Annotated in this window: 16 protein-coding genes; 9 read left to right on the plus strand and 7 right to left on the minus strand. The window is 36.7% G+C overall.

The genetic code is table 11. The features are described 5' to 3' along the window. A partial coding sequence (locus NEOC84_RS06530) for a tetratricopeptide repeat protein (protein ID WP_166156960.1) occupies positions 1-4,065 on the minus strand: 4,065 nt, incomplete at its 3' end. 431 nt (positions 4,066-4,496) lie between these two features. Further along, complete coding sequence (locus NEOC84_RS06535) at positions 4,497-9,419, minus strand: tetratricopeptide repeat protein (RefSeq protein WP_166156963.1); 4,923 nt, start codon at positions 9,417-9,419, stop codon at positions 4,497-4,499. Positions 9,420-10,709: 1,290 nt separating this feature from the next. Between NEOC84_RS06535 and pheT the strand changes: the two genes are divergently transcribed. Together pheT and NEOC84_RS06545 are read left to right on the plus strand one after the other, a co-directional pair. Next, entirely contained in the window at positions 10,710-13,094 is a 2,385-nt protein-coding gene (gene pheT, locus NEOC84_RS06540) for a phenylalanine--tRNA ligase subunit beta (RefSeq protein ID WP_166156966.1), read from the plus strand. A 24-nt stretch (positions 13,095-13,118) separates the two neighbouring features. Further along, on the plus strand, positions 13,119-14,117 hold the full coding sequence (locus NEOC84_RS06545; RefSeq protein ID WP_166156968.1) for a hypothetical protein: 999 nt from the start codon (positions 13,119-13,121) through the stop codon (positions 14,115-14,117). A 477-nt stretch (positions 14,118-14,594) separates the two neighbouring features. Here the strand turns inward: NEOC84_RS06545 and NEOC84_RS06550 are convergent, their stop codons facing one another. From NEOC84_RS06550 to NEOC84_RS06570, 5 genes are all read right to left on the minus strand, one after another. Further along, complete coding sequence (locus NEOC84_RS06550; protein ID WP_166156971.1) at positions 14,595-15,443, minus strand: nucleotidyl transferase AbiEii/AbiGii toxin family protein; 849 nt, start codon at positions 15,441-15,443, stop codon at positions 14,595-14,597. Then, on the minus strand, positions 15,440-16,036 hold the full coding sequence (locus NEOC84_RS06555) for a type IV toxin-antitoxin system AbiEi family antitoxin domain-containing protein (protein ID WP_166156974.1): 597 nt from the start codon (positions 16,034-16,036) through the stop codon (positions 15,440-15,442). Before NEOC84_RS06555 ends, NEOC84_RS06550 begins: the two co-directional genes overlap by 4 nt. A 431-nt stretch (positions 16,037-16,467) precedes the next feature. Next, on the minus strand, positions 16,468-16,881 hold the full coding sequence (locus NEOC84_RS06560) for an F-box protein (protein WP_347566661.1): 414 nt from the start codon (positions 16,879-16,881) through the stop codon (positions 16,468-16,470). A 262-nt stretch (positions 16,882-17,143) separates the two neighbouring features. Further along, complete coding sequence (locus tag NEOC84_RS06565; RefSeq protein WP_166156980.1) at positions 17,144-17,575, minus strand: F-box protein; 432 nt, start codon at positions 17,573-17,575, stop codon at positions 17,144-17,146. A gap of 215 nt (positions 17,576-17,790) precedes the next feature. Beyond that, positions 17,791-18,222: an F-box protein gene (locus NEOC84_RS06570; protein WP_166156983.1), complete on the minus strand. Its 432-nt coding sequence runs from the start codon at positions 18,220-18,222 to the stop codon at positions 17,791-17,793. Between the two features lie 518 nt (positions 18,223-18,740). Between NEOC84_RS06570 and NEOC84_RS06575 the strand changes: the two genes are divergently transcribed. The 7 genes from NEOC84_RS06575 to NEOC84_RS06605 all read left to right on the plus strand — a co-directional run bounded on the left by NEOC84_RS06575 (position 18,741) and on the right by NEOC84_RS06605 (position 23,283). Then, positions 18,741-20,135 (plus strand): hypothetical protein, encoded by a 1,395-nt coding sequence (locus NEOC84_RS06575; protein WP_166156986.1) that lies wholly within the window; start codon positions 18,741-18,743, stop codon positions 20,133-20,135. 167 nt (positions 20,136-20,302) lie between these two features. After that, entirely contained in the window at positions 20,303-20,560 is a 258-nt protein-coding gene (locus NEOC84_RS06580) for a hypothetical protein (protein ID WP_166156989.1), read from the plus strand. Positions 20,561-21,054: 494 nt separating this feature from the next. After that, the gene (locus NEOC84_RS06585) at positions 21,055-21,411 is read left to right on the plus strand and encodes a transposase (protein ID WP_166156991.1); all 357 of its coding nucleotides are present in this window, start codon (positions 21,055-21,057) and stop codon (positions 21,409-21,411) included. A gap of 26 nt (positions 21,412-21,437) precedes the next feature. After that, positions 21,438-21,875 carry a transposase gene (locus tag NEOC84_RS06590; protein ID WP_166156994.1) on the plus strand — a complete coding sequence of 146 codons (438 nt, stop codon included), beginning with the start codon at positions 21,438-21,440 and terminating at the stop codon, positions 21,873-21,875. A gap of 631 nt (positions 21,876-22,506) precedes the next feature. After that, the gene (locus tag NEOC84_RS06595; RefSeq protein WP_166156997.1) at positions 22,507-22,692 is read left to right on the plus strand and encodes a hypothetical protein; all 186 of its coding nucleotides are present in this window, start codon (positions 22,507-22,509) and stop codon (positions 22,690-22,692) included. A 156-nt stretch (positions 22,693-22,848) separates the two neighbouring features. Further along, positions 22,849-23,040 (plus strand): hypothetical protein, encoded by a 192-nt coding sequence (locus NEOC84_RS06600; protein ID WP_166157000.1) that lies wholly within the window; start codon positions 22,849-22,851, stop codon positions 23,038-23,040. Positions 23,041-23,085: 45 nt separating this feature from the next. Further along, a complete protein-coding gene (locus NEOC84_RS06605) occupies positions 23,086-23,283 on the plus strand; it encodes a hypothetical protein (RefSeq protein ID WP_242678223.1) in 198 nt (65 codons plus the stop codon). Positions 23,284-24,428 lie beyond the last annotated feature (1,145 nt).

Raw genomic sequence — 24,428 nt, forward strand, 5'->3', positions numbered from 1 at the left:
TGCCACTTCAGGATGATTTTCACCAAAAAGCTTAAGATCAATGGCAAGTGCTTTGTGGGTATAATCTTCCGCTTTATCTAAATTGCCTTGGTCTTGGTAAATTTGTCCTAAGTTTTGGTAACAAATTGCCACCTTAGGATTATTTTCACCACACAGCCTAAAGTTAATGGACAACGCCTTGTGAATATACTGAGCTGCCTCGTCAAACTTGCCTTGATCTTTGCAGATTTGTCCTAAGTTATTGTAACGGATTGCCACCTTAGAATAATTTTCACCAAAAAGCTTGAGTTCAATGGCAAGCGCTTTGTTGGTATAATCCGCTGCTTTTTCTAATTTGCCTTGGTCCTGGCAGATTGTTGCCAGTCTGTTGTAATCTATAGCCACCGTAGGATAATTTTCACTAAACAGCTTAAGATTAATGGCAAGTGCTTTGTGGGTATAATCTTCCGCTTTATCTAAATTGCCTTGGTCTTGGTAGATTTGCCCTAGGTTGCTGTAACAAATTGCCACCTTAGGATGATTTTCACCGAAAAGCTCAAGTTCAATGGCAAGTGCTTTGTGGGTATAATCCTCCGCCTTTTCTAAATTGCCTTGTTTTTGGTAGATTTGTCCTAGGTTGCTGTAACAAATTGCCACCTTAGGATGATTTTCAACAAAAAGCTTGAGGTAAATGTCGAGTGCTTTTTTGACATACTTGGTCGTCTTTTCTAATTTGTCTTGATTATTGTAGATTGCTGCCAGTCTGTTGTAATCTCTTGCCACAGTTGGATGTTTTTCTCCGAACAGCTTAAGGTCAATAGTAAGTGCTTGGCGGCTATAATCAGTGGCCTTTTTCAAATTGCTTTGGTGTTGGTATATTTGTCCTAAGCTGCTGTACCTAATTGCCACTTCAGGATGGTTCTTACCAAAAAGCTTAAGTCCAATGGCAAGTGCTTTGCGGGTATAATTTGCTGCTTTATCTAAATTACCTTGGTCTTGGTAGATTTGCCCTAGGTTACTGTAATATTTTGCCACAGTTGGATGATTTCTACCAAAAAGCTTAAGGTCAATAGCAAGCGCTTTGTTGGTATAATCTTCCGCTTTATCTAAATTGCCTTGGTCTTGGTAGATTTGTGCTAGGTTGTTGTAATCTCTTGTTAATGCGGGATGATTTTCACCGAAAAGCTTAAGGTCAATGGCCAGCGCTTTCTGGGTGTAATCCGCCGCCTTTTCTAAATTGCCTTGGTCTTGGTGGATTTGGCCTAGGTTATTGTAGCAAATTGCTACCTTAGGATGATTTTCACCGAAAAGCTTAAGGTCAATGGCCAGCGCTTTCTGGGTGTAATCCGCCGCCTTTTCTAAATTGCCTTGGTCTTGGTAGATTTGGCCTAGGTTATTGTAGCAAGCTGCTACCTTAGGATGATTCTTACCAAAAAGCTTAAGGTCAATAGCAAGTGCTTTTTGGCTGTATTCTAGCGCTTTGTTTAAGTTGCCTTGCTGCTGATAAATGATGCCAAGAGCATTTAGAACCTCAGGATTTTGCGGATTTGCTTTTATTGCTAAAAGATACCATTTTTCTGCTTTTTTTTGTTGAAAGAGCCTTTGTAGTATATCCCCTCGCACCTCTGGTGAGTTATCCTCCAAATCAGACGATTTAAGTTCAGCTTCATTGCCAGCTAAAAATTCTTTAATGGCTTGGTAAAAAGGAATAAAGATCCGGTAGATCATTTTTATCTTTTTTAAACTTTTATGATCTAAAGCAAATTGCTGTTTAATAAGATTTGGATCCTCAAACCCAAAAGGTTTAAGGAGAGGATTCATCATCTCTTGTTGCGCTTGATAATGAGAATAAGTTTTAAGACGCATAAATAATGCTAGGCTCATCCAATCCTTTAACTTTTCAGTGGCTTCTTGTGTCATAATCCCTAGCTCACTTAGCTTGTCAATTCTAGTAAAAGTGTCGGAAACCGTTATTTTTTTAAGAAAAGCTAGCCGATCAATAGCTAAATGAGGAAACCGATAAAAATCATTTTTAACTCGAAAAAGCATACCATGCTTGTCTAAATCACCCATTCCCGGATTAAAAGTTTTCATATCAGCTAACACAAGGTGCTCTTTAGCTAAATACTGACGCAGATTCAGGCTTCCCTGATAAGGAGTATTAAGCACTTCTCGAATTTTCTTCTCATAAGCTTTAGTTAACTCCCCATTGCCTAGTAGATGAGTATGGTTTAGCAATTCCATAGGAAGGTGAGGCTCCTTCTCATGCCACCACTGGCTTTTTTCATCTTTACCAATATACTGGGCCATCTGTTCAGGAGTTTGTATAAGCTCAAATGTCTTACCATTGCCTAAAGGGGTTTTACAGCCTTTTCCTTCTACTCCTGCCCCATCAAAGGCAAAGCCCCGAGGTGTTAAACCATCAAAAAAATTGATGGCTTTTATGCAAGGAATGTTTAAAGCGGGAAGAATAGTTTCTCCTAAGTTGATAACCTTTAAGTGAAGAAGATTGGTTAGATCCTTAAAATATTTCTTATTTATAGGGTTGTCGTCTTGGATAAGAATGCCAAATTCTAAGTCAGAATAAGGAGTCATCTCTTCTCTAGCTAATGAACCAAAGCCTATCATGGCATATTCACAAGGCGCAGTATCTAATTGATGCAAGGCCTGTATTGTAAGCTGCCCAAAGAAAATTTTTATTTGGTAAGCTATCTCACTATACACTTCTCTTACCTCTTGAGAAGAAGGAGTTTCTGGCAAAACTTGAATTTTCTCCTCTATTTTTTTTCTAAATTTTTTTAATGCTTTGCGATTGTCTTCAAATTGCTTTCTCATTACTTCATGGCTTAAAAGCTTTCCTTCGCACAGTTTAGTAAGCAGGATTTGAATATTGAAAATCTTTTCTTTAATTATTTCCCGCCTGTCTTCTGGAGATAGACGTAAAACATACTGATAAAGTCCTGCTGCTTGAAGGAGAGTTTTAGAGGTTCCCTTTCTTAAATAGACGTCACCGAGTCTTTCTATGTATATGCTTTCTTGAGTAGCGTCTTTCTCTTGCACAGCAATTTGTAAAGCTAGCGTATAAGCTTTCTCTGCTTCTCTTACCTTTTCTTTTGATAAGAGCTCATCATTCTCCAAGTTATCTAATTTCTTTTTAAGTATATCTTTAGATAGAGCATCAGAATAGGGGAGGCCGGAAATTCTTGAATCTAAAAAAAGAGATTGATTTTGCTTTAGAGGCTGCGCATAAACAAAGTGGCCACCTAAATCGATAATAAAAATATATTCTGCAGGCTGTTGTTCTGGAGAAATCGTTTTCCATTCCTGCCATTTGTTCTCTTCGGCTAAACCTTGCGTTGAGAATATCAACCTATCATGTATATCGCAAACCAAAGGCTCTTCATTAACCGTTATTAGTCTGATAGGAATATATAAAGCTGAAGCTAATAAATCTCCTTCACCAATGCCGCTTATCCAAGCTCCTTTCTCTCTTATTTCTTCAGCTCTTTGGCTGTCTGTGTGTTTAACAATGCCTGAAAGCACTTGCCTTAGATAGGAGATTTTATTTGCCTGCTCTTCTAGCAAAGGGATTTTTCTAGAAAGATAGGCATAGCTTTCTAAAAACGCGTTAAAAAAGCAGTCACCATCACTCGCCACGCCTTTTAGTACAAATCCTTCTTCTTTTAGATAAGCAGCCGCAGCATTTACCTTTACTATTAGTGAATCGCTGATAATGGTGGTGGGATCTTGCCACAAGAATATAGCTATTTGCTTTTGTGTCCACTCGCCCGTAGATGGATCAAGTAAATCTGTTCGATTACCATCAAGCGAATTTTCTTTTAGAGCAGTAATTCTAGGGCTTACCGAATCAAGCTTTTTCCATAGGTTGCTATTTTGAATGAGCTGTTTCCAAGCTCTACATACAAGCTTTGCTTGGTTTAAATCTGACAGGTTTAACTCTGCAAATATTTTTAGGCTAATTTCTGCATAGACAGAAGTATCTCTTCTAAGGCTAATAGATTCTTCCTCTATATTTGTAAATGCAGGGAAGATAAGAGGATGAACATGCGAATTTTCTGATAGCATACACCTAAGGCCTTTCTATTTGATTCTGGTTAAATTTAGACATGTGACACTAGTATCTATAAATTTTTTTATTGCTTTATAAGCTAAGCTACTTAAAGTTTAAATGGAAAATATATCCTTTTTTAGCTTGTTTAAAATATTTTCAACAAACCTTTTGAGAAATTTTGACTTTAGTACCTTGCTTTGTTGCATAATAAAAGCTTGCATAAGCCATCCTAAGTGGGAGATAGTGCTATTCGTGAGAGTTATAATTTTTTTGCCAATTGCAATAAATAAACCTTACTTAAGCCTCTTTCTTTTGCATGCTAGGCAAAAGTGCAATCGAGCCTTTATCTTTCTAAAATTGATGCAATGATGAAGTTTTTTAGGGTAAATCAGGTCAAACTACCTAGTTTTTTTGCCATTTATATATTATCTCCATCTTTGGTACTCTATGTCTCTTTTTTAAGTGTTTGCTGGCGGGTTACAAGCGCGGCTACGGTAGGATGGTTGTTACCATAGAGGTTGATAGCAATTTTAAGAGCCTGATTGGCACAATCAGCCGCTTTTTCCGTATTTCCTGTTAATTGGTAAATCCATCCAAGATTATTGTAATTTGTTACTATAGCAGGATGATTTTCACCGAAAAGCTTAAGGTTAATAGCAAGGGCTTTCTCAGTATACTCTGCTGCTTTGTCTAAGTTGCCTTGCTTTTGGTAGATTGCCCCTAGGTTGTTGTAATCTTTTGCCACGGTGGGATAATTTTCACCAAAAAGCTTAAGATCAATAGAAAGGGATTTTTGGCTATATTCTGCTGCTTTGTCTAAGTTGCCTTGCTCTTGGTAGATTGCCCCTAGGTTGTTGTAATCTCTTGCCACGGTAGGATGATTTTCCCCAAAAAGCTTAAGGTCCATAGCAAGAGCTTTTTTGCTATATTTTACTGCTTTGTCTAAGTTGCCTTGCTCTTGGTAGATTTGTCCTAGGTTGTTATAATCGATTGCCACGGTAAGATGATTTTCACCACAAGCCCTAATATCGATAAGTAGGGCTTTTTTGCTATATTCTAGCGCTTTGGCTAAATTACCCTGATCTTGGTAGATTTGTCCTAGGTTGTTGTAACCGATTGCCACTTCGGAATGATTTTCACCAAACAGCTTAAGGTTAATAGCAAGGGCTTTATTAGCATACTCAGCTGCTTTGGCTAAATTGCCTTGATCTTGGTAGATTTTTCCCAAGTTATTGTAACTAGTTGCTATCTCGGGATAATTTTCACCAAAAAGCTTAAAATCAATAGCAAGAGCTTTCTCAGTATAATCAGCCGCTTTGCCTAAATTGCCTTGTTCTTGGTAGATTTGTCCTAGGTTGTTGTAACTTGTTGCCACGGTGGGATGATTTTCACCAAAAAATTTAAGGTTAATAGCAAGAGCTGCCTCAGTATATTCAGCCGCTTTTGCTAAATTGCCTTGTTCTTTGTAGAGTAGTCCTAAATTATCGTAATCGATTGCTAGGGTGGGATGATTTTCACCAAAAAGCTTGAAATCAATGGCAAGAGCTTTCTCAGTATACTCAGCCGCTTTATCTAAATTGCCTTGTTTTAGGTAGATTTTCCCCAGGTTGTTGCATCCGCTTGCCACCTCGGGATAATTTTCCCCAAAAAGCTTAAAGTTAACAATAAGAGCTTTTTTAGTGTACTCAACCGCTTTGGCTAAATTGCCGTGGTCTTGGTAAATTGCCCCTAGGTTGTTGTAATCTTTTGCCACGGCGGAATGATTTTCCCCAAAAAGCTTAAAATCAATAGTAAGAGCTTTCTCAGTGTACTCAATCGCTTTGGCTAAATTGCCTTGATCTTGGTAAATTGCCCCTAGGTTGTTATAATCTCTTGCCATAGAGGAATGATTTTCCCCAAAAAGCTTAAAATCAATAGTAAGAGCTTTCTCAGTGTACTCAACCGCTTTGGTTAAATTGCCTTGATCTTGGTAGATTTGTCCTAGGTTGTTGTAGCCGATTGCCACTTGGGGATGATTTTCACCAAAAAGCTTAAAATCAATAGCAAGAGCTTTCTCAGTATACTCAGCCGCTTTGGCTAAATTGCCTTGTTCTTGGTAGATTTGTCCTAGGTTGTTGTAACCGATTGCCACTTCGGAATGATTTTCACCAAAAAGCTTAAAGTTAATAGCAAGGGCTTTGTTGACATATTCTAACGCTTTGTCTAACTTGCCTTGTTCTTGGTAGATTTGTCCTAGGTTGTTGTAACCGATTGCCACTTCGGAATGATTTTTACCAAAAAGCTTAAAGTTAATAATAAGAGCTTTCTCAGTATACTCAGCCGCTTTATCTAAATTGCCTTGATCTTGGTAGATTTGCCCTAAATTGTGGTAATCTCTTGCTGTAGTCAAATGATTTTCCCCGCAAAGCTTAAGGTCAATTGCAAGGGCTTTTTTGCTATATTCTGCTGCTTTACTTAAATTATCTTGCTGGTGATAAACAAGGCTAACAGCACTTAAAGCCTCCGAATTTTGTGGATTTGCTTTTGCTGCCAGAAGATACCATTTTTTTGCTTTTTTATGTTGAAATAGCCTTTGACATATATCTCCTCGCGCCTCTGGGGATTTATTCTCCAGATCAGAAGATTTAAGTTCATCTTCATTGCCTTTTAAAAATTCTTCAATGGCTTGATAAAAAGGAATGAAGATCCGGTAGATCTTTTTTATCTTTTTTAAACTTTTATGATCTAAAGCAAACTGCTGTTTAATAAGATTTGGATCCTCAAATCCAAAGGGCTTAAGGAGAGGATTCATCATTTCTTTTTGCGCTTGATAATGAGAATAAGTTTTAAGACGCATGAATAAGGCTAAGCTCATCCAATCCTTTAACTTTTCAGTGGCTCCTTGTGTTATAATCCCTAGCTCACTTAACTTGTCAATCCTAGTAAAAGTGTCGGAAACTATTACTTTTTTAAGAAGAGCTAGCCGGTCAATAGCTAAATGAGGAAACCGATAAAAATCATTTTTAACTCGAAAAAGCATACCATGCTTGTCTAAATCACCCATTCCCGGATTAAAAGTTTCCATATCAGCTAACACAAGGTGCTGCTTGGCTAAATACTGGCGCAGATCAACGCTTCCTTGATAAGGAATATTAAGTACTTCTTGAATTTTCTCATCATAGGCTTTAGTTAACTCAAGATTGCCGAGCAAATGAGTAAAGTTTAGTAATTCCATAGGAAGATGAGGCTCTTTCTTATACCACCACTGGCCTTTTTCATCTTTACCCACATATTGGACCATCTGTTCCGGAGTTTGGATAAGTTCAAATGTTTTGCCATTGCCTAAAGGAGTTTTACAGCCTTTTCCTTCTACTCCTGCTCCATCAAAGGCAAAGCCTCGTGGCGTAATGCCATCGAAAAAACCTATTTCTTTTAAGCAAGGAATATTTAAAGCAGGAAGGATAGTTTCGCCTAAATTGATAACCTTTAATTGAAGTAGATTGGTTAGATCCTTAAAATATTTCTTATTTATAGGATTGTCCTCTTGGATAAGAATGCCAAATTCTAAGTCAGAATAAGGAGTCATTTCTTCTCTAGCTAAAGAGCCAAAGCCTATCATGGCATATTCACAAGGCTCAGTATCTAATTGATGCAAAGCCTGTGTTGTAAGCTGTCCGAAGAAAATTTTTATCTGGTGAGCTATCTCGCCATAAAGCTCTCGGACTTCTTCAGGAGAAGGATCTGAGCCGAAAGTTTGAATTTTCTTCTCTATTTCCTCTCTAAATTTTTTTAATGTATGGCGATTGTTTTCAAATTGCTTCTTGATTACCGCAGAATCAAGCGATTTTCCTTTACATTCTCTAGCAAGTAAATTTTGTACGTGAGAAAGTCTATCTTTAATAATTTCTTGCCTTTCTTCAGGAGCTAAGTGTAAGGCATAATTGTAAAGACCTGCCGCTTGTAGAAGTGTTTCGGGTGTTTCTTTCCTTAAATAAATGTCACCTAATTTTTCTATGCAAACGCTTTCTTGGATAAAATCTTTTTCTTGAACAGCAAGTTTTAAAGCTTGCTTATAGGCCTCTTCAGCATTCTCTAGCCTAGCGTTTGTTAATACATTACTACTCTGATTAATTGGAGGAATCGTCTCTTGTAACCAATTTGCAAGTTTGTCCAGATAAAGTGGCATTTTCTGAGATTGATACTTTGTTAAAAGTGTGGTGTTACTTGGCATGTATTTCCTAAACACTTTTGCACAGCTTCTAGCATCAAGGATGCTTCTTAATTCATTATCGCTCAAGCTGCTGAAAGAAAGAAAAATCCGTTCAAAAATTTTTAAGGGCAGGGTAATTAAAGAAGAAGAGGCTAATCTTCTTTTTTTACCTGATTCATTAGCAGGCGCATTTTGCGTTAAGGCTCTTTTAATTCCACGTGCCTTCACTGTTATCCTAGCCTTTTTATGAGGATAAAAAGAATTATCTTTGTGTGAAAAAAAGCTATGAGGAACTTTTGACTTTGAAAGAGGAGAGTGAGTTTGCTTTAAGGGTAACGCATAAACAAAGTGGCCACCTAAATCGACAATAAAAATGTATTCTTTAGGTCTTTCTTTTAGAGAGATAGCTTTCCATTCCTGCGATCTGTTCTCTTCGGCTAAACCTTGCGTTGAGAAAATCAACCTATCATGAATCCCGCAAATCAGCTGTTCTTCATTCACCGTTAACAGTCTGATGGGGATAGATAAAGCTGAAGCTAGTAAATCTCCTTCATTTAAGCCGCTTATCCAAGCTCCTTTCTCTTTTATTTCTTCAGCTCTTTGGCTGTCTGTGTGTTTTACACGGCTTGAAAGTACTTGTCTTAGATAGGAGATTTTATCTGCCTGCTCTTCTAGCAAAGGGATTTTTCTAGAAAGGTAGGCATAGCTTTGTAAAAAAGCGCTAAAAAAGCAGTTACCATCACTCGCCACACCTTTTAATTTAAACCCTTCCTCTTTTAGGTAAGCAGCCGCAGCATTTACTTTTACTACTAGTGAATCGCTAATAATAGTGATGGGATCTTGCCACAAGAATATAGCTATTTGCTTTGGTGTCCACGGGTCTGCATATGGATCAAGTAAATCTGTTCGATTACCATCAAGCGAATTTTCTTTCAGAGCAGTAATTCTAGGGCTTACCGAACCAAATTTTTTCAATAGGTTGCTGTTTTGAATGAGCTGTTTCCAAGCTCTACATACAAGCTTCGCTTGGTTTAAATCTGGCAGGTTTAACTCTGCAAATATTTTTAGGCTAATTTCTGCATAAACAGAAGTATCTCTCCTAACGTTAATAGATTCTTCCTCTATATTTGTAAATACAGGGAAGACAAGAGGATGGACGCGCGAATTTTCTGATATCATTGAAGGCCTTTCTATTTGACTGGATTCTACTAGAATCTAAAAGTGCGAAGCTAATCTCTATAAATTTTTTATTGTTTATAAGGAGTGTTAATTAAAATTTAAATAAAAAATATTTTTTTTAAGTGTCTAGAAATTTTTTCAAAAAGGCTGCTTATAAGATCTTGTTTTTAGAGTCTACTATTTGCTATGTTGCATGATAGGAACTTGCATAAACTTTATAAGGAAGAAGCTAAGGTTAGTCAGAATATTTATAGATCTTTTCTTCACTTACTGTATTGGTATAATCTTAGCTTGCATGCTTTTTTTGCTTGCTAGGCAAAAAGTGCAATTTAGGCCTTCTCCTTTCCTTGTTAACATTAAAAAAATGAAGCAAGCTTTATCTCTATTAAATAGCCTGGATTTTTATTGTCTTTGCTTGCTTATCCTTCCTTTTGTAAAGAGGTTTCATGCCCTACTTAAAGCCTACTCGCTAGATAGTGTCCTTGGCGGAAACTCCTGCAGTTTAAGGAAGGTTTGTTTAATGGCTTTGAAGAGTAATAGGCGGCCCTTTACTGGTATAATCTTTGCTTGAATGTCTTTTTTTTGCTTGCTAGGCAAAAAGTGCAATTCAGTCCTTATCCTTTCCTTGTTAACATTAAAAAAATGAAGCAAGCTTTATCCCTATTAAATCATCTTGATCTTTATTGTCTTTGCTTGCTTATCCTTCCTTTTTGTAAAGGGTTTTTATGCCCTACTTAGAGCCTGCTTGCTAGGTGGTGTCCTTGCCAGGAATTCCTTAAGTTTAAGGAAGGTTTGTTTAATGGCTTTAAAGAGTAATGAGCAGCCCTTTAAGCGAGGCTTCATCGATAAAGCTTAAGCTGCTTCCAAGCAAATGATTTTCTCAATAGATGATCCTAACCTTATTCTTTAAGAGTTACTATTTGAGGCTTTAGCTTTATGCTTGCCTAAGCAAACTTCAAAAGTCTATTTTTGCTTCTTCATCAGATGGCCGCTTGCTTAAAGCTTAGCTATAGAAGCTGTTAGGAAAGTGAGCTTGAAGACAAGGGAACTTTATCGATAAGGTAGCTCTCAAGATATAAGAAAAGTTATAATTCTACATCAAAAGGTTTTCTTAAACTTTTTCTTTTTGATTGTTTTGAGTGATGAAAAAACATACGCTAAATCTTTACCCACTAGATAGACCTTTGATTTCCTTTAACTTAATTGTTATCTTATCTCTTGTTTTCTATTCAAAATTCTGTATTCTATTTCTTACTCTTCATCCATTTATTTATAAAGAATTTAGATACTATGAAAATTTCATTGAACTGGTTACGCGAATATATCTCAATCGATCTGCCTCCTTTAGAAATTGCTAAGGCTTTGACCTCTGCAGGCCTCGAAGTGGAAAAAATAGAAACGCTAGGGGAGGGCTTTGAAGGGGTAGTCGTTGCTGAGGTCCTTACCATCGAAAAGCATCCTGAAGCAGATAAGCTGTGTGTAGCCCAAGTAACAGATGGCCAAGAGACCTATCAGGTGGTGTGTGGGGCCTCAAATTGCCGTCCCGGCATTAAAACAGCCTTAGCTCGCGTAGGTGCTAGCTTAATAGATGCTAGTGGCAAAAGATTTAAGATTAAAAAATCAAAGTTAAGAGGTATCGAATCTTTTGGCATGTTATGTGCTGCCGATGAGCTGGGCTTAGGTGATCAAGAACACGAGGGAATTATCGAGCTAGACAGCCACACGCAAGTGGGTACTGATCTAGCGATATTAATGGCGGATACTTTATTTGAAATTGGCCTTACCCCTAATCTAGGACATTGCAGTAGTATGATAGGTGTAGCAAGGGAATTAGCAGCTGTCTTAGAATTGCCTCTTATTTTACCTGAGATCTCCTTTTCTGAAGAGCCAACTTTACATACAGCGGAGTTAATAAAAGTTGCTGTGCAAGATAAGGAAAAATGCTTGCGCTATGCTTGTCGTGTGATAAGGGATGTTAAAGTAGGCCCGTCTCCCGATTGGTTGAAAAAGCGTTTGAAAGCTAGTGGCATTCGTTCCATTAACAACATCGTGGATATTACTAATTACGTGTTTTTGGAATGTGGACAGCCTTTACATGCTTTTGACTATGATAAAATCAGCGAACATACCATTATCGTTCGCACGGCCAAAGAGGGGGAATTTTTTACTACCCTTGACGAAAAGGATCGCCTGCTAAGCGCAGAAGATTTATTGATTGCTGATAAAGAAAAAGGGATTGCACTTGCTGGTATCATGGGGGGGAGAAATTCTGAAGTCACTCTTTCTACCCAACATATCTTGCTAGAAGCAGCTTATTTTGAAAGAAAATCCATTCGTAAAACAAGCAAACGTCTTGGCCTTCAAACAGATTCATCCAAACGTTTTGAAAGAGGTGCTGATCCGCAGGCTGTATTATGGGCTTTAAATCGTGCAGCCATGCTGATTCAACAGTTAACTTTAGGAAAAGTTGCTCAAGGGCCTCTCGATATTAAAGAGCAGGTGTTTGCTGAAAAGATAGTTAGCTGCCGTTTAAGTAAAATAAATGGCCTTCTAGGCACGCATCTAGCTGTAAGTGAGGTGGAAACTATATTTAAACGCCTAAGTTTTATTTATACCTGGAACGGAGAGGACAACTTTTGCGTGACAGTTCCCAGTTATCGCGTCGATGTGCTAAGCGAAGTGGACCTTATCGAAGAAGTTGCCCGTATTTATGGGTATGATAATATTGGCCGCTCTCCACCTATGTACAAGAATGCCACTATTCCTCATGCTCCTTTATTTCTTTTTGAAAGAGCCATTAAGGAGCGTTTGATAGGGGAAGGATTGCAAGAGTTTATCACTTGTGATCTGATTGGTGCTTCACTTTTAGATACTCTTAACCTACAAACAAATGCTTTAGAAACAATTAAAGTTTTAAATCCTATCTCTGTGGAACAGTCGACCTTAAGGACTTCATTGCTACCAGGCCTTTTACAACTGGTCAAATATAATGCTGCCCATCAAAATCATGATATAGCCGGATTTGAAATTGGTCGCATTCATTATAAAGAAGGAGAACAATATAAAGATCAATCGGTCATAGGCATCGTTTTAGCTGGAAAAGCTTCTTCTCAAACTTGGACGACTAAGGAACGAGAATTTGATTTTTATGATTTGAAAGGAATGATCGAAAATATGCTTAAGGAATTACGTGTGTTTAATGTTTCTTTTAAGCCAAATGATTTAAAAACTTTTCATTCAGGCCGCCAGGTAGCTATTTTTGTTGATTCTTTAGAGATCGGCTCAATGGGAGAAATTCATCCTTCCATTTGTAGACATCTAGATGTCCAGCAAAGGATTTACTTTGCTGAGTTAAATGTATATGATCTATTTAGTGTGCGCCAAGAAGAGTATGTGATGAAGGATATTCCTATCTATCCAGGCTCGCAAAGAGACTGGACAGTGACCGTAAAGGAGGAAATTTCCTTTCAGCACATTTTAGATCTTGTTCCTATATCGTCAAAGCTTCTTAAAAGTGTAAAGTTGCTAGATATTTATCGTAGTGAAAAATTAGGAGCCGGCTTAAAAAATATGACTTTTCGCTTTCTCTATCGAGATGACCAAAAGACTTTATCCCAGGAAGAAGTTGACAATGAGCATGCATGTGTCTTGCAAGAAACAATTATAAAATTATAAAATTTAATGTGTAGAGGTGAATTTATGCGTAGTAAATATGTTTCTCTCCTAGGCCTTTCATGGGTGGCTATAGCTTTAGCGGGATGCCATCAAGTAGAAAAATCTTCTTTTTCACCTGATGTAGTTAATGAAACTTATGTGCATCGCTATGGCGTACCCGTGAGCCCTAAAGATTGGAGTGATAGCGGCCATCATGGGCAAATTCTCTCTTCTTTAGCCAATGGGGTAGTCGTTACCAAAACTTATAATTCCGGTGTTCTGGATGGAGATACAACCTATTCTTATCCTCATAGCTCTGCTATCGAAAAAGTAGAAACTTATGCCAATGGCGTTTTGCAAAAAACCTCCATTTTTTATCTTTCTGGTGCCCCTCAGGAAGAAATATTTTATCACACACCGCAAAACCGCACTGTCCTTACCTGGTACGAGTCGGGAGGTCCTAAATCTAAGGAAGAGTTTCAAGGTAATCTCCTTTTTCAAGGTTCTTACTATGGGCCCGACAGTCAACTTGAATCTCAAGTGGTGAACTATCATGGTAAACGTATACGTCGTGATAATTATGGCCTTCTTGTTTCTATAGATACCATCGAGAAAGGGCAGCAAACTTTACGTACGACATATCATCAAAACGGCACTCCTAAAGAAGTTATTCCCTATGCAAATGGTAGGATACATGGTCAGCTTAGAACCTATATGCCAGCTGGCGAACCTTGCACTAAGGAAGAGTGGAACAATGGAGTACAGTCTGGCACCACAATAGAATATGCCAATGGTGAAAAAATAGCCGAGGTCCCTTATGTGGAGGGGCGTAAACATGGCGTTGAGCGTCGTTATCGCGATGGTAAAACTGTGGTTCAAGAAACTAGCTGGGTTAAAGGGCAAAAGCATGGTCCCTGCACAAGCTATATTGGCAATACTACTAAAACAGATTGGTATTGGCAGGATAAGCAGGTTACTAAAAGTCACTATGAACTCCTAAATGGACAAGGCTCCAAAAAAGCTATATGGAGAAGTGTTCATTAATTTTTTTAAGGTGACGAGGGCAAGGACTCAATCCTTCTTTTTAGCATCAAGGATAAAGTCCTTTGCCTCTCTCAATAAAACCTTAAGGATTGGATATATCTAACTTACATTTGCTCTACTAGTTGTCACCTGATTTTTTCTACAGGTACTTCCGAAATTGCCTAGCTAGCATCGATTACTTGCTTATTACTTTTCTTATCTTAGCTTTAGTACTTTCTAACCTCAAAGCTTTGCTTAGCTTTTTTTCAGCTTACAATAATCTTTTTTACACATAGCTCCACGGCACTTTGTCTAGATAGAGAAAGCGCAATAGATGAGAAAATGCTCTTCTGGCTATTAAGTGAATGCCCATAAATTAATCTGTAGGAAATAGGTTCAACGTATTACAAAGAAGTTAAATGCCGGATGGATCTTGAAAAGAAAGGCAAACGTTTTTAAAATTTTAAGCTTTTTAAAAAAGCAGCCTATGCTTAAGTTTTAAGTTAAGCCTAGCTGTTTTATATAAGCATTTATTTCCTTTATAGTGCTGTGCATTTCTTTTGGAAGGTTGAGCTCTCGCGCTATGTTCCCAAGGTTTTTTAAATGTGCGGCCCAAAGCTTTTGAAGAGATTTAAAACCTGGTTTATCAAAACTTAGAAGCTCAAGCCTTCTCTTCCGATTTTTAAACGTGTCAGTTATAGCGTCTTTTAGGAGTTTGAAATTGATGAGTTTTGCGTCGCGTATTAGCAAGAGCAGGTCATGATAATCCTTCATGCGGCTATTAGCCGTTCCTTTGGAGATCACCGTCTCGAGCTTTTCAGCAAAAATTGTTTCCGAAGGATAAACCATTAAGGATACTTCTTCTTCAAATAAAGGATGACCTTTATACTGAAAAAGATAAATATCTTGGCTAAAGGGCTTTACTATATCTCCTATGCCGACATCGATATGAATTTTATCTTGCATACGGCCAAATGTTGCTTTTAAATGCACTCGATAGCCCGAATAATCCATATGCGGCTGCTCTAAAATATCTATACCAGCATACTTGAAAGAGAATCCATCTTTTAGCTCTATGGCAGCAATCTGCTCAATGGCTTGTTTTGCTTCTTCTTGGCCGGCCTTCATGTTGGTAAGTAAAAAATCAAGATCGGTGGTTTCCCTTCCTATATGCAAGAAATAGGCAAGAAGAGATCCTCCTTTAAAAATAAAATTTGGGGCATATGTTGAATGTGATAGCCGCACTAAAAAGCGCTCAAGGAGAAGCTTCTTCCAGCATTCATTAAAATGTATGCCTTTTTCTATGGAAATAACCTGGAGGCGGTCTTTTAATGCTTGTTCGTTCATGTGGTAGCTGTAATAAGGTAAGGATCAATATTAAATCTAAGCTTTTTTGCATAGGTCTGAAGTCTTTTTAAATCTATTCTATTTCCTTTTTTAAAGAGTGCCATTTTGAGTGCTTTAATAGCAGTTTCTCGGCTTAAAAGTCTAAAAGCATCTATAATGGTGCGTTCGCGATCAAATATAGGAAGTCGAATACCTCCTAGCTCTAGTTCTGTTTTTCCAAGTTCCATATTCCTAAATCTTACGATTTTTATAGACCCTTCCCTGGTAATCGATGTGCTATGGGAGATGGCAATCCAGTGTTTTCGCGGGATTTCCTCTGCCATCTCATAGATAGCTAAAGCAGAGATTAGACAAATTACTCCCCCTGGTACAGAATTTACAGTCTCGATAAGATCTTCCCACTGAAAAATTTCTGGTGAACCTTGATAGTTGCTGCTTTGATAAATACCACGGCTGAGGCGTTTAATCTGTTTTTTTTTTATATAGTAAGCAAGACGAGCAGGGGATATTCCTAGCTTTTTGATTTGATCTACGGTGAAGAAGGGGCTAGTAAGAAGTGAATGAATGCTGTGAAGGGTAGTCAATTTTTTCATTGTTAATCTCTTTATAAAAAATTTAACAGAAAAACCCAATAATATCAATTGGGTTTTTCTGTTAAATAATGTAAAAGAAAATCTGCAGTAAAGATCGAAGGGTTAGTAAGAGAAGTGTTAATAGTTGATAAATATTTTTTTGATTTTTGTTTAGCAAATATTTTATCCATTTTCTTTTGTTTGCTTTTCTTGTTAAAAATAACTCTGTTCTTCTCACCCAGATCTGTAATTACGAAAGATAGGTGAGAACTTCTTTAGGTCATTAAATTAATTCACTTAACTTAAAGACTCACCTTACGCCTAGATGAGTTGGATAAATTATTCTAAAGATATATTTTTTCTTTAAAAAGAGGAGAAAAAAATGAAACTTGATATTCTTGATATTCATACAGGTTATCTTATCAGCCTTATTCTTTTTGCCGGCCTCCCCCTTACAACCTTAAGCTCTTTTGATGATTAAAGCTTTGACTTTGATTCATCAATAATAGCAGCTCGGAAAAACTTCTTTCATTATAATCGGGATGGGCGCGCAAAGCGGCAGCCTCTAGCTTAACTTCCCGTCTTATTGATTCGCTCCGGTTATAAAAAAGATAACTATTCCTAAAAGATCGAGGTTTTTTTGGACAAAAGCTAATATGTAAGGGTTCGTCTTTGAAATGCTGTTGATGATGTCTTTTCCACAATGTCTCTTCATCTCCTATTCTTTTCCAGCGTTTACATACTTGCTGAGCATTCACAAGCTCTTTGGGGGAGAGAAAAGAAAAAATATGCACAATCAATTCTTCTGGTATCGTTTTTATTGAGGGAGGGGCCTCAGTAATAAGACGCCAAGGGCGCAGATCTATACAATTAAAAGGATTAAAGCTAAAAAAAAAAGCATCCCATTATAATGAATCCTTGATTAATAGAGTTAAAAACATTTTCCACGCAAATAGTCTTTTTAAGTTACTCACCTTACGCCTAGATGAGTTGGATAAATTATTCTAAAGATGTATTTTTTCTTTAAAAAGAGGAGAAAAAAATGAAACTTGATATTCTTGATATTTATAAGATTATCTTATCAGCCTTATTCTCTTTGCCCGTCTCCTCTCAAAGCCTTAAGCTCTTTTAATGATTAAAGCTTTGACTTTGATTCATCCATAACAGCCTCTCGGAAAAAATTGGATTATATGAGGGAGAGGCGCGCAAAGCGGCAATCTCTAGCTTAACTTTCCGGTCTATTAATTCGAACCGGCTGTAAACAAGATAACTATTTCTAAAAGACCGGAGTACTTTTGGATAAAAGCTAATATGTAAGGGTTTGTCTTTGAACTGCTGTTGATGATGTCTTTTCCACAATGCCTCTTCATTTCCTATTCTTTTCCAGTGTTTACATACTTGCTGAGCATTCACAAGCTCTTTGGGGGAAAGAAAAGAAAAAATATGCACAATCAATTCTTCTGGGATCGTTTTTATTGAGGGAGGGGCCTCAGTAATAAGACACCAAGGGCGCAGATCTATGCAATTAAAAGGATTAAAGTTAAAAAAAAAGCATCCCATTATAATGAATCCTTATTAATAGAGTTAAAAACATTCTCAACGCAAATAGCCTTTTTAAGTTACTCACCTTACGCCTAGATGAGTTGGATAAATTATTCTAAGGATATATTTCTTTCTTTAAAAGGAGGAGAAAAAAAATGAAACTTGAAATTCATACAGATTATCTTATCAGCCTTATTCTTTTTGCCGGCCTCCCCTTAAAACCTTAAGCTCTTTTAATGATTCAAGCTTTGACTTTGATTCATCCATAACAGCCTCTCGGAAAAAATTGGATTATATGAGGGAGAGGCGCGCAAAGCGGCAATCTCTAGCTTAACTTCCCGTCTTATTGATTCGCTCCGACTATAAACAAGATAACTATTCCTAAAAGACCGAACTACTCTTGGATAAAAGCTAATATATAAAGGTTTGCCTTTGAAATGCTGTTGATGATGTCTTTTCCACAGGGTCTCTTCATCTCCTATTTTTTTCCAGTGTTTACATACTTGCTGAGCATTCACAAGCTCTTTGGGGGAAAGAAAAGAAAAAATATGCACAATCAATTCTTCTGGGATCGTTTTTATTGAGGGAGGGGCCTCAGTAATAAGACGCCAAGAGTGCAGATTTATACAATTAAAAGGATTAAAATTAAAAAAAAAGCATCCCATTATAATGAATCCTTAATTAATAGGGTTAAAAACTTTCTCAATTTAAATAGTCTTTTTTTAAGTTACAAACTTTAGCAAATAACAACATTATCTATCTACTATAATTATTGATGTCTACATGATAAGCGATCAAGGGATATATAAGGCTTTAGAGGGGATTTTATGGAGCATCTACACCGCCAAAAACACTCCCAAATACCTATCTTTTCTATTTGCTAAGCTTTTTGATTTATATTTACTTCTTAATATCAACGGCTTAATTAGCCCACACGGGTAGCCGCTTACGAAATCTTATTATCTCTTTCATTAGAACCTTCTCCATTTAGGCCTAGCAGCCTGCCAATGAATTTAATATAAAGTTATATAAAAAAACCAATCTAAACTTATAAAAATTATATAATTAATAATTAAAGTTAATTATTTATATTAATATTTAATTATTAATAAAATCATTTGGTATAATAAATGTTTATAAGGCATTTGAAAAATATGTTTAATAATCAAAAGGAAGAAAGCTTATGCAGTTCGATCCTTATTCAGATTCTCAAGGATTTACAGACTCGCTATTAAGACATTTTTCTGAAGTCGGAAGTAATATGGGTAAAGGAAATCTGGCGCAGAAAGTTAATCAAGCGCAAGTGATCTTAATTGGCGAAACTCATAATCAAGCTACTGAAAAGATTCATCAGCTTGTAACTACCCTTCTTGTTACACATATAACAGACAAAGCAACCATCCTAGTAGAAGGGCAAGCTTTTAATCGAAGCGCAAAAGTATTAAGCTCCCATTTAGAAGAACATGTGGATAAAGTTGACTTTTCATCCTGGGATTCTCCGGAAACATGGAAATTTCTAGATATATTCTTGGGGGAAGTAACAGACCACGGTAATAAAGAAATTGCTAAAGCAATTAAAATATATTTAGACAATCCTGATAATGTAGGCGCTATGTGCGAGCGTATGCACACCACCATGCAGGATTTAACCCAGGTAACCGATAAATTAGCCAATTACATAGAAGAATGGCCTTCAACAAGGCTAGACAAAGAAGATTTTAAAACTATATTGAAAGAGAGTGCTAGTAATTTAAAAACCATTCTTCAACCTTTAGAGGTTTTACAAGAAAAAGATGAGCAAGCCACGATTACTGCATCAGAGATTGCTATCCTTCCCCTTAAATTGCTCAGTCAAACTCTTATATTTATGCAAGCACTGGGGCAGACAGCAAATGACTTAATTGCAATGAGTCATCCATCACGAAATCAGGCTATGGTAGAAAATATTAGCATTGCATTAAAATCTTATGAAAAAGTCATAGTCATCGCAGGTAGAGCGCACTTAAGCTCTTCCTCTTCACCAGGCTCGTTAGGAGAAAATATACACATTGCACAAGGGATTCAAATTCTGGGTAATAAACTGCTTTCCGAAGCTTCTAAGAACAGAGATTTTAATTACCTAATCCTTGAAACTCGCGAAGCAGCAGACGATCTTCCAGAAATTCAGGCTCTTCCTGAAGAAATGAAGGAGCCATTAGGAAGCATAATAAAGGGCAAAGAAAAAAAAACAGAAAGAGCCCGCACGGCCTTAGATGCTCAACAAAAAAATCAAGAGAGAAGTGGAAAACAAATAAGGAGAGGAGTTAAAAATGAGCTAGGCTTCCAAGCGATTGAGAGTAATATTTACCAAATTGGCAAAATAACCGACCTTTCTGAGCTTAGAGAAAAATTTAATGATATTTACGCATTAATTTTAGAAAATGCTTCCACGAATTCCCAACAAGCCACTACACAACTTAACAACTTAATAATTGAAATTTTAAATGCATTAATTGGATTGAATTATAAAGAATTGCAAGCAAGCCAGCAACATCCTCTGCAACGCATAGCAAAAAGTTTTAAAAATATTTTTAATTAGTAAACTGAATAATATAAAAAAAGCTAGTCATGCATGTGGCTTGTACGTTCCATAGCTTGACAAATCCGAATTACCTACTCACCTTACCCACAAAGGAGTTGAAAAAATTATTCTAAGGGTATATTTTTTATTTGAAAAGGAAATAAAAAAAATGAAACTAGATCTTCTTGATAATTATACCGATCATCTTATTAGCCAAAACCACAAGCAACAGCCATATAGGGTTATCCAATCTTTCAGATGGCCAGCTTAGCCATGATAAAATCACCCGTTTTCTTAACAATAATCTAGGGGGCTTAAAAAAACTATGGCAGTATGTTAAAAAGCAAGTGCGCCATCTAGAACAAGGTAAAGGAGGTGTGTTGATTATTGACGATACAGTAGAAGAAAACCCCTATACGGATGAAAACGAAATCGTCTGCTAGCATTTTTCTTACACCCCAGTAAGATCATCTAAAAGGTATTAATCCATTTTCTAGCTTTAGTAGTTATGGAGATTATACCTTTCCCATCGGCTTTGAAGTGATTAAGAGAGATATGCACTTTTACAACGTGAAAACAAAGAAAGAATAAAGGCAATCATGCATTACTAAAAACCCACATTATAGAGCTCTTATTCAGCAAGCAGTTACGACTCCAAGTTGAAGCTGAGTACGTGCTAGCGGATAATTGGTTTGGCGCCAAAGATAATATGGAATTTATCCATTATGAACTTAAAAAAAATATTTACATTTGGCATAAAGTCTAATCGATTAATTGCTTTATCTGAGGAAGAAAGGAGAAAAGGCCAGTATTACAAATACGTTTAATTCCAAAGATGGAGATAAAAGGATAGTCTGGCACGAAGAACCTATCCCGATAATATTGAGAAATTTAAATCTGTAGTGTATACTCTTCTTTTTTAAGAAGGAGAAGATGTATGCCAGGAAGATTTGAAGGACTTACAGATACTCAATGGAAAATCTTACAACCGCTTTTGCCGCAGAATCCTCCAAAAAATTTAAAGGGAAAGCCGCATACTCCCTGGAGAAAGATTTGTAATAGCTTATTTTGGATTTTGATTACCGGCTCACGTTGGTGTGATCTCCCTAAAGGACCGAATTGGGGATCAAGATCTGCTACTCATCGGTGGCTAGGTAAATGGCAAGAAGATGGAACTTTAGATAGCTTGCTATCGGCATTAAAGGAATGCGCAGATGTAGCGGGAATGATTAATTGGGAAAGACTAGCCATCGATGGTTTTTTTTTCAGGGGGGAAAGGGAGGCGGTGAGTTAATAGACTATGGTTACAAGGGTAAAGGCATGACTACCCATCTTCTGGTAGACGGCAATGGCAGTCCATTAAGCTTTGAAGTAACCAGCGCTAAAGGAGATGAAAGGAAACAGGTGGAAAAGCTGATTGATCCGCATATGGATAAGCTGCAAAGGCTTTATGAATTCTGCCAAGTCATACCTATTTTAGAAGCTGATAAAGGATACGACTCAGAGGAACTTAGAGAGAAGTTGCTAAAAAGGAAAATATATCCCTTTATACCTAGGCGAAGAATAGGGGCTATCAAGAAAGCTGAGGTAATTGTCTGCCAGCTCAAGAAATGGAGGTGGCAAGTTGAAAGAGCCATATCTTGGCTACAACGAAAGTTTAGAAGAATCGTTGTGCGCTGGGAAAGACAAGTGAAATATTGGAAAGGGTTGTTAAATTTTAGTCTTATAATGTTTTGGATAGGCAGATTATCGGGATAGGCTCAAAAAGCTAGCTTTTCCTATAGTTTTAATCACAAAGATTTTCAAGAACGAAGACGGCTCTACAGGCATTCTCCCTATTGTGGCTAACGACTTAAAATCATGATTATGACCCTATCTATGACGTCTACCACAAACGGTGACGCATAGAAAGATTATCACAAATCGATAAAGCAGAATGCTAGCCTTGAGAAGTCACCCATCAAAATTGTTTGCTCCCAAAAGAAGTCACCCAACAAAATTGCTCGCTCCCAAAGAAATCATATTTTTGCCTCTCTTATTGCTTACTGCAAGCTTGAATTTCTAAAAATTAAAACCCTTCTCGATCACTTTGCTTTAAAATATAAACTAATCTTTAAAGCCAATCAGATGGCCTATCAAAAACTACAAAATTTACAAGGAAATTCTATGTCTGTGTAAGGTGAGTTAGAGAGCGCAAATTCATAAAGCTTTTTTTTTACAGGCTTTGTCTTCTCTATCAAAGGCTTAGAAAAGCTTTTTCTAAAACCATGAGCATTTGCCTTGTTAGAGGCCGTTCATGCACCCAAACCAAATATTTTTAAATAGTACCTGTCTTTGGCATCTATTTTGCTTATCATCTTACAACACTCAACAAGGAGAGGGGGTTACTATGAAGAAGAATGATACAAAAGATCAATTGGCTAAAAAAATTGCTTATTTGGAATTTGTAGAAGATCAATTAAGTACAGAGTTGGCTTATATCGATAAACTTCTTAAATCTGTTGGTTTTCCTCGAGGATTATCATCAGTTAAAGAAGTTGCCAGAGATATCTTACAAGATCATTCTCAGGAATGATAAAGAATTTTTTAAATTCTTAGGGAAAAAACTGAGAAATGTGCTAAGAAAATGCTATGAAGCGTTTACCTGATTTTGATCGATTCTTTAAATAAATTTAACATACAAATGTTTTAGTAGAGGATGTCTTTTTTTGCTATACCTTAAAGGATTAAAATGAAAAACGCTGAGTTACATAAAAAGCTAGCCCATCTGGAATCAATGAATGATGTTTTAATAACTGAAATTGAAAACATTCATGAACTTATGAAAATGATTGGGTTTGCAAATGGTATTACTACACTTAAGACCACAGCAGAGGGTATGATTTATAGCGGATATAGGAATGTTTCCGATTATTACAATTAACGATTCATAAAAAATATATCAGGTATGAAAGCAAGAAGGAAAAAAATGAACAAAAAACAATTAGAGCAAAAAATTGCTCTTCTTGAGTCTATTAATGATCAGCTAAGTACAGAAGTCACTTATATTGATCAATTAATGAAGCTTATTGGTTTTGCAGGGGGAGTAGATACAGTTAAAGCTACCGCTACTGAAATTATAAAAAAAGGCTATACTATTACTAATTTCCCTGAAGATAAAGCTTAGCTAGGAGAAAATTTTTCTAAAAAGGTCTTTCTTTGTAATAGAGCGTCCTTAACTGTAACAGAAATAAAGAAAATATTCTTTAAAAGCCCTAAAGCTTGATGTTATGTCATACAGTGATAGGGTTAAAGTTACGGTAAGGACTTAAGACCCAAACCAAAATATCAGGTTTAGCAACTCATCAAAAAGTTATCAAAAATTAAGCTTAAATGTTCTTAAAACGAGCTGAAACATTAAAACATGTATTTCGGACTCTGTTAGGATGAGGGGATATTTGAAAGAGCTTTTATATTCAAAAATTTTTATGAGAAAGGTGGAGAAGCAATTTCTCAAGATAGGACCACAAAAGCCTTAGCATAAGAAACAGATTGGGCGAGCTTATCAAAAAAATTGGTGTAGATTTTGCCTTTCAGAAGCCTGCATATAGACAATTAAGAGTATGTAATGAGCTTGAAGAAACAAGAAGCTTTCATTTTGCTGAGACAGATATGTTTTGCGTGGCGCAAGAGGCAATCTTTAAAATTTTTTCAAAAAAAGCCTTAAAAACGTGAGAAGCTTAAGATGGCTTTAAGAAGGAATGGTATTAATAAAAGACCAGCTACAAGCTCTTACAAAGCCAGGGAAGAAAAAGAAGCGCATGGCGAAATTGAAACTGAACATCTAGGCATTTAATATCTCATAGTTAGTTGCTTAAGTAGGAACTATTAAAAACGTGGAAGGCGTTTATCAATAGTAAACAATCGATACTTATCTTAAGGTAGTTTCTATCAAGCCCTACAATAGAAAAAATGCGTGAGCAACAAGGGATATGTTTAAATGATCAGTCATCGCTTGGCTTGAAGAACAAGATATTTGTGTTCTAAGATGACCGATCGTGGTGCAGAGTACTGAGGAGTAAGAAAGCATCATGGGTATAAACTGTAATAGGTAGGACTTAATCTGACATTTGTGATAAAAATAAAGGAAACACAATTTATAAGTCGCGAAGCTTGAAGCCCTGCCGCTCATTAAAAGTGACAGCAGGGAAGTTGAAGTGAGCGACTTAAACCAATAAGGAGTGTCAAAATGTCAAATTTAGCAACTCATCAAAAAGTTATAAAAAATAAACTTGGTGTTTTAAAGCTAGCTGAAACATTAGGAAATGTATC

Source organism: Neochlamydia sp. AcF84, assembly GCF_011087585.1.
GTDB lineage: Bacteria > Chlamydiota > Chlamydiia > Chlamydiales > Parachlamydiaceae > Neochlamydia.

Coding starts and splice junctions, on each gene's coding strand:
- NEOC84_RS06535 (WP_166156963.1), bottom strand. CDS start 9,419: ATGATATCAGAAAATTCGCGCGTCCATCCTCTTGTCTTCCCTGTATTT.
- pheT (WP_166156966.1), top strand. CDS start 10,710: ATGAAAATTTCATTGAACTGGTTACGCGAATATATCTCAATCGATCTG.
- NEOC84_RS06545 (WP_166156968.1), top strand. CDS start 13,119: ATGCGTAGTAAATATGTTTCTCTCCTAGGCCTTTCATGGGTGGCTATA.
- NEOC84_RS06550 (WP_166156971.1), bottom strand. CDS start 15,443: ATGAACGAACAAGCATTAAAAGACCGCCTCCAGGTTATTTCCATAGAA.
- NEOC84_RS06555 (WP_166156974.1), bottom strand. CDS start 16,036: ATGAAAAAATTGACTACCCTTCACAGCATTCATTCACTTCTTACTAGC.
- NEOC84_RS06565 (WP_166156980.1), bottom strand. CDS start 17,575: ATGGGATGCTTTTTTTTTAACTTTAATCCTTTTAATTGCATAGATCTG.
- NEOC84_RS06570 (WP_166156983.1), bottom strand. CDS start 18,222: ATGGGATGCTTTTTTTTTAATTTTAATCCTTTTAATTGTATAAATCTG.
- NEOC84_RS06575 (WP_166156986.1), top strand. CDS start 18,741: ATGCAGTTCGATCCTTATTCAGATTCTCAAGGATTTACAGACTCGCTA.
- NEOC84_RS06585 (WP_166156991.1), top strand. CDS start 21,055: ATGCCAGGAAGATTTGAAGGACTTACAGATACTCAATGGAAAATCTTA.
- NEOC84_RS06590 (WP_166156994.1), top strand. CDS start 21,438: ATGACTACCCATCTTCTGGTAGACGGCAATGGCAGTCCATTAAGCTTT.
- NEOC84_RS06595 (WP_166156997.1), top strand. CDS start 22,507: ATGAAGAAGAATGATACAAAAGATCAATTGGCTAAAAAAATTGCTTAT.
- NEOC84_RS06600 (WP_166157000.1), top strand. CDS start 22,849: ATGAAAAACGCTGAGTTACATAAAAAGCTAGCCCATCTGGAATCAATG.
- NEOC84_RS06605 (WP_242678223.1), top strand. CDS start 23,086: ATGAACAAAAAACAATTAGAGCAAAAAATTGCTCTTCTTGAGTCTATT.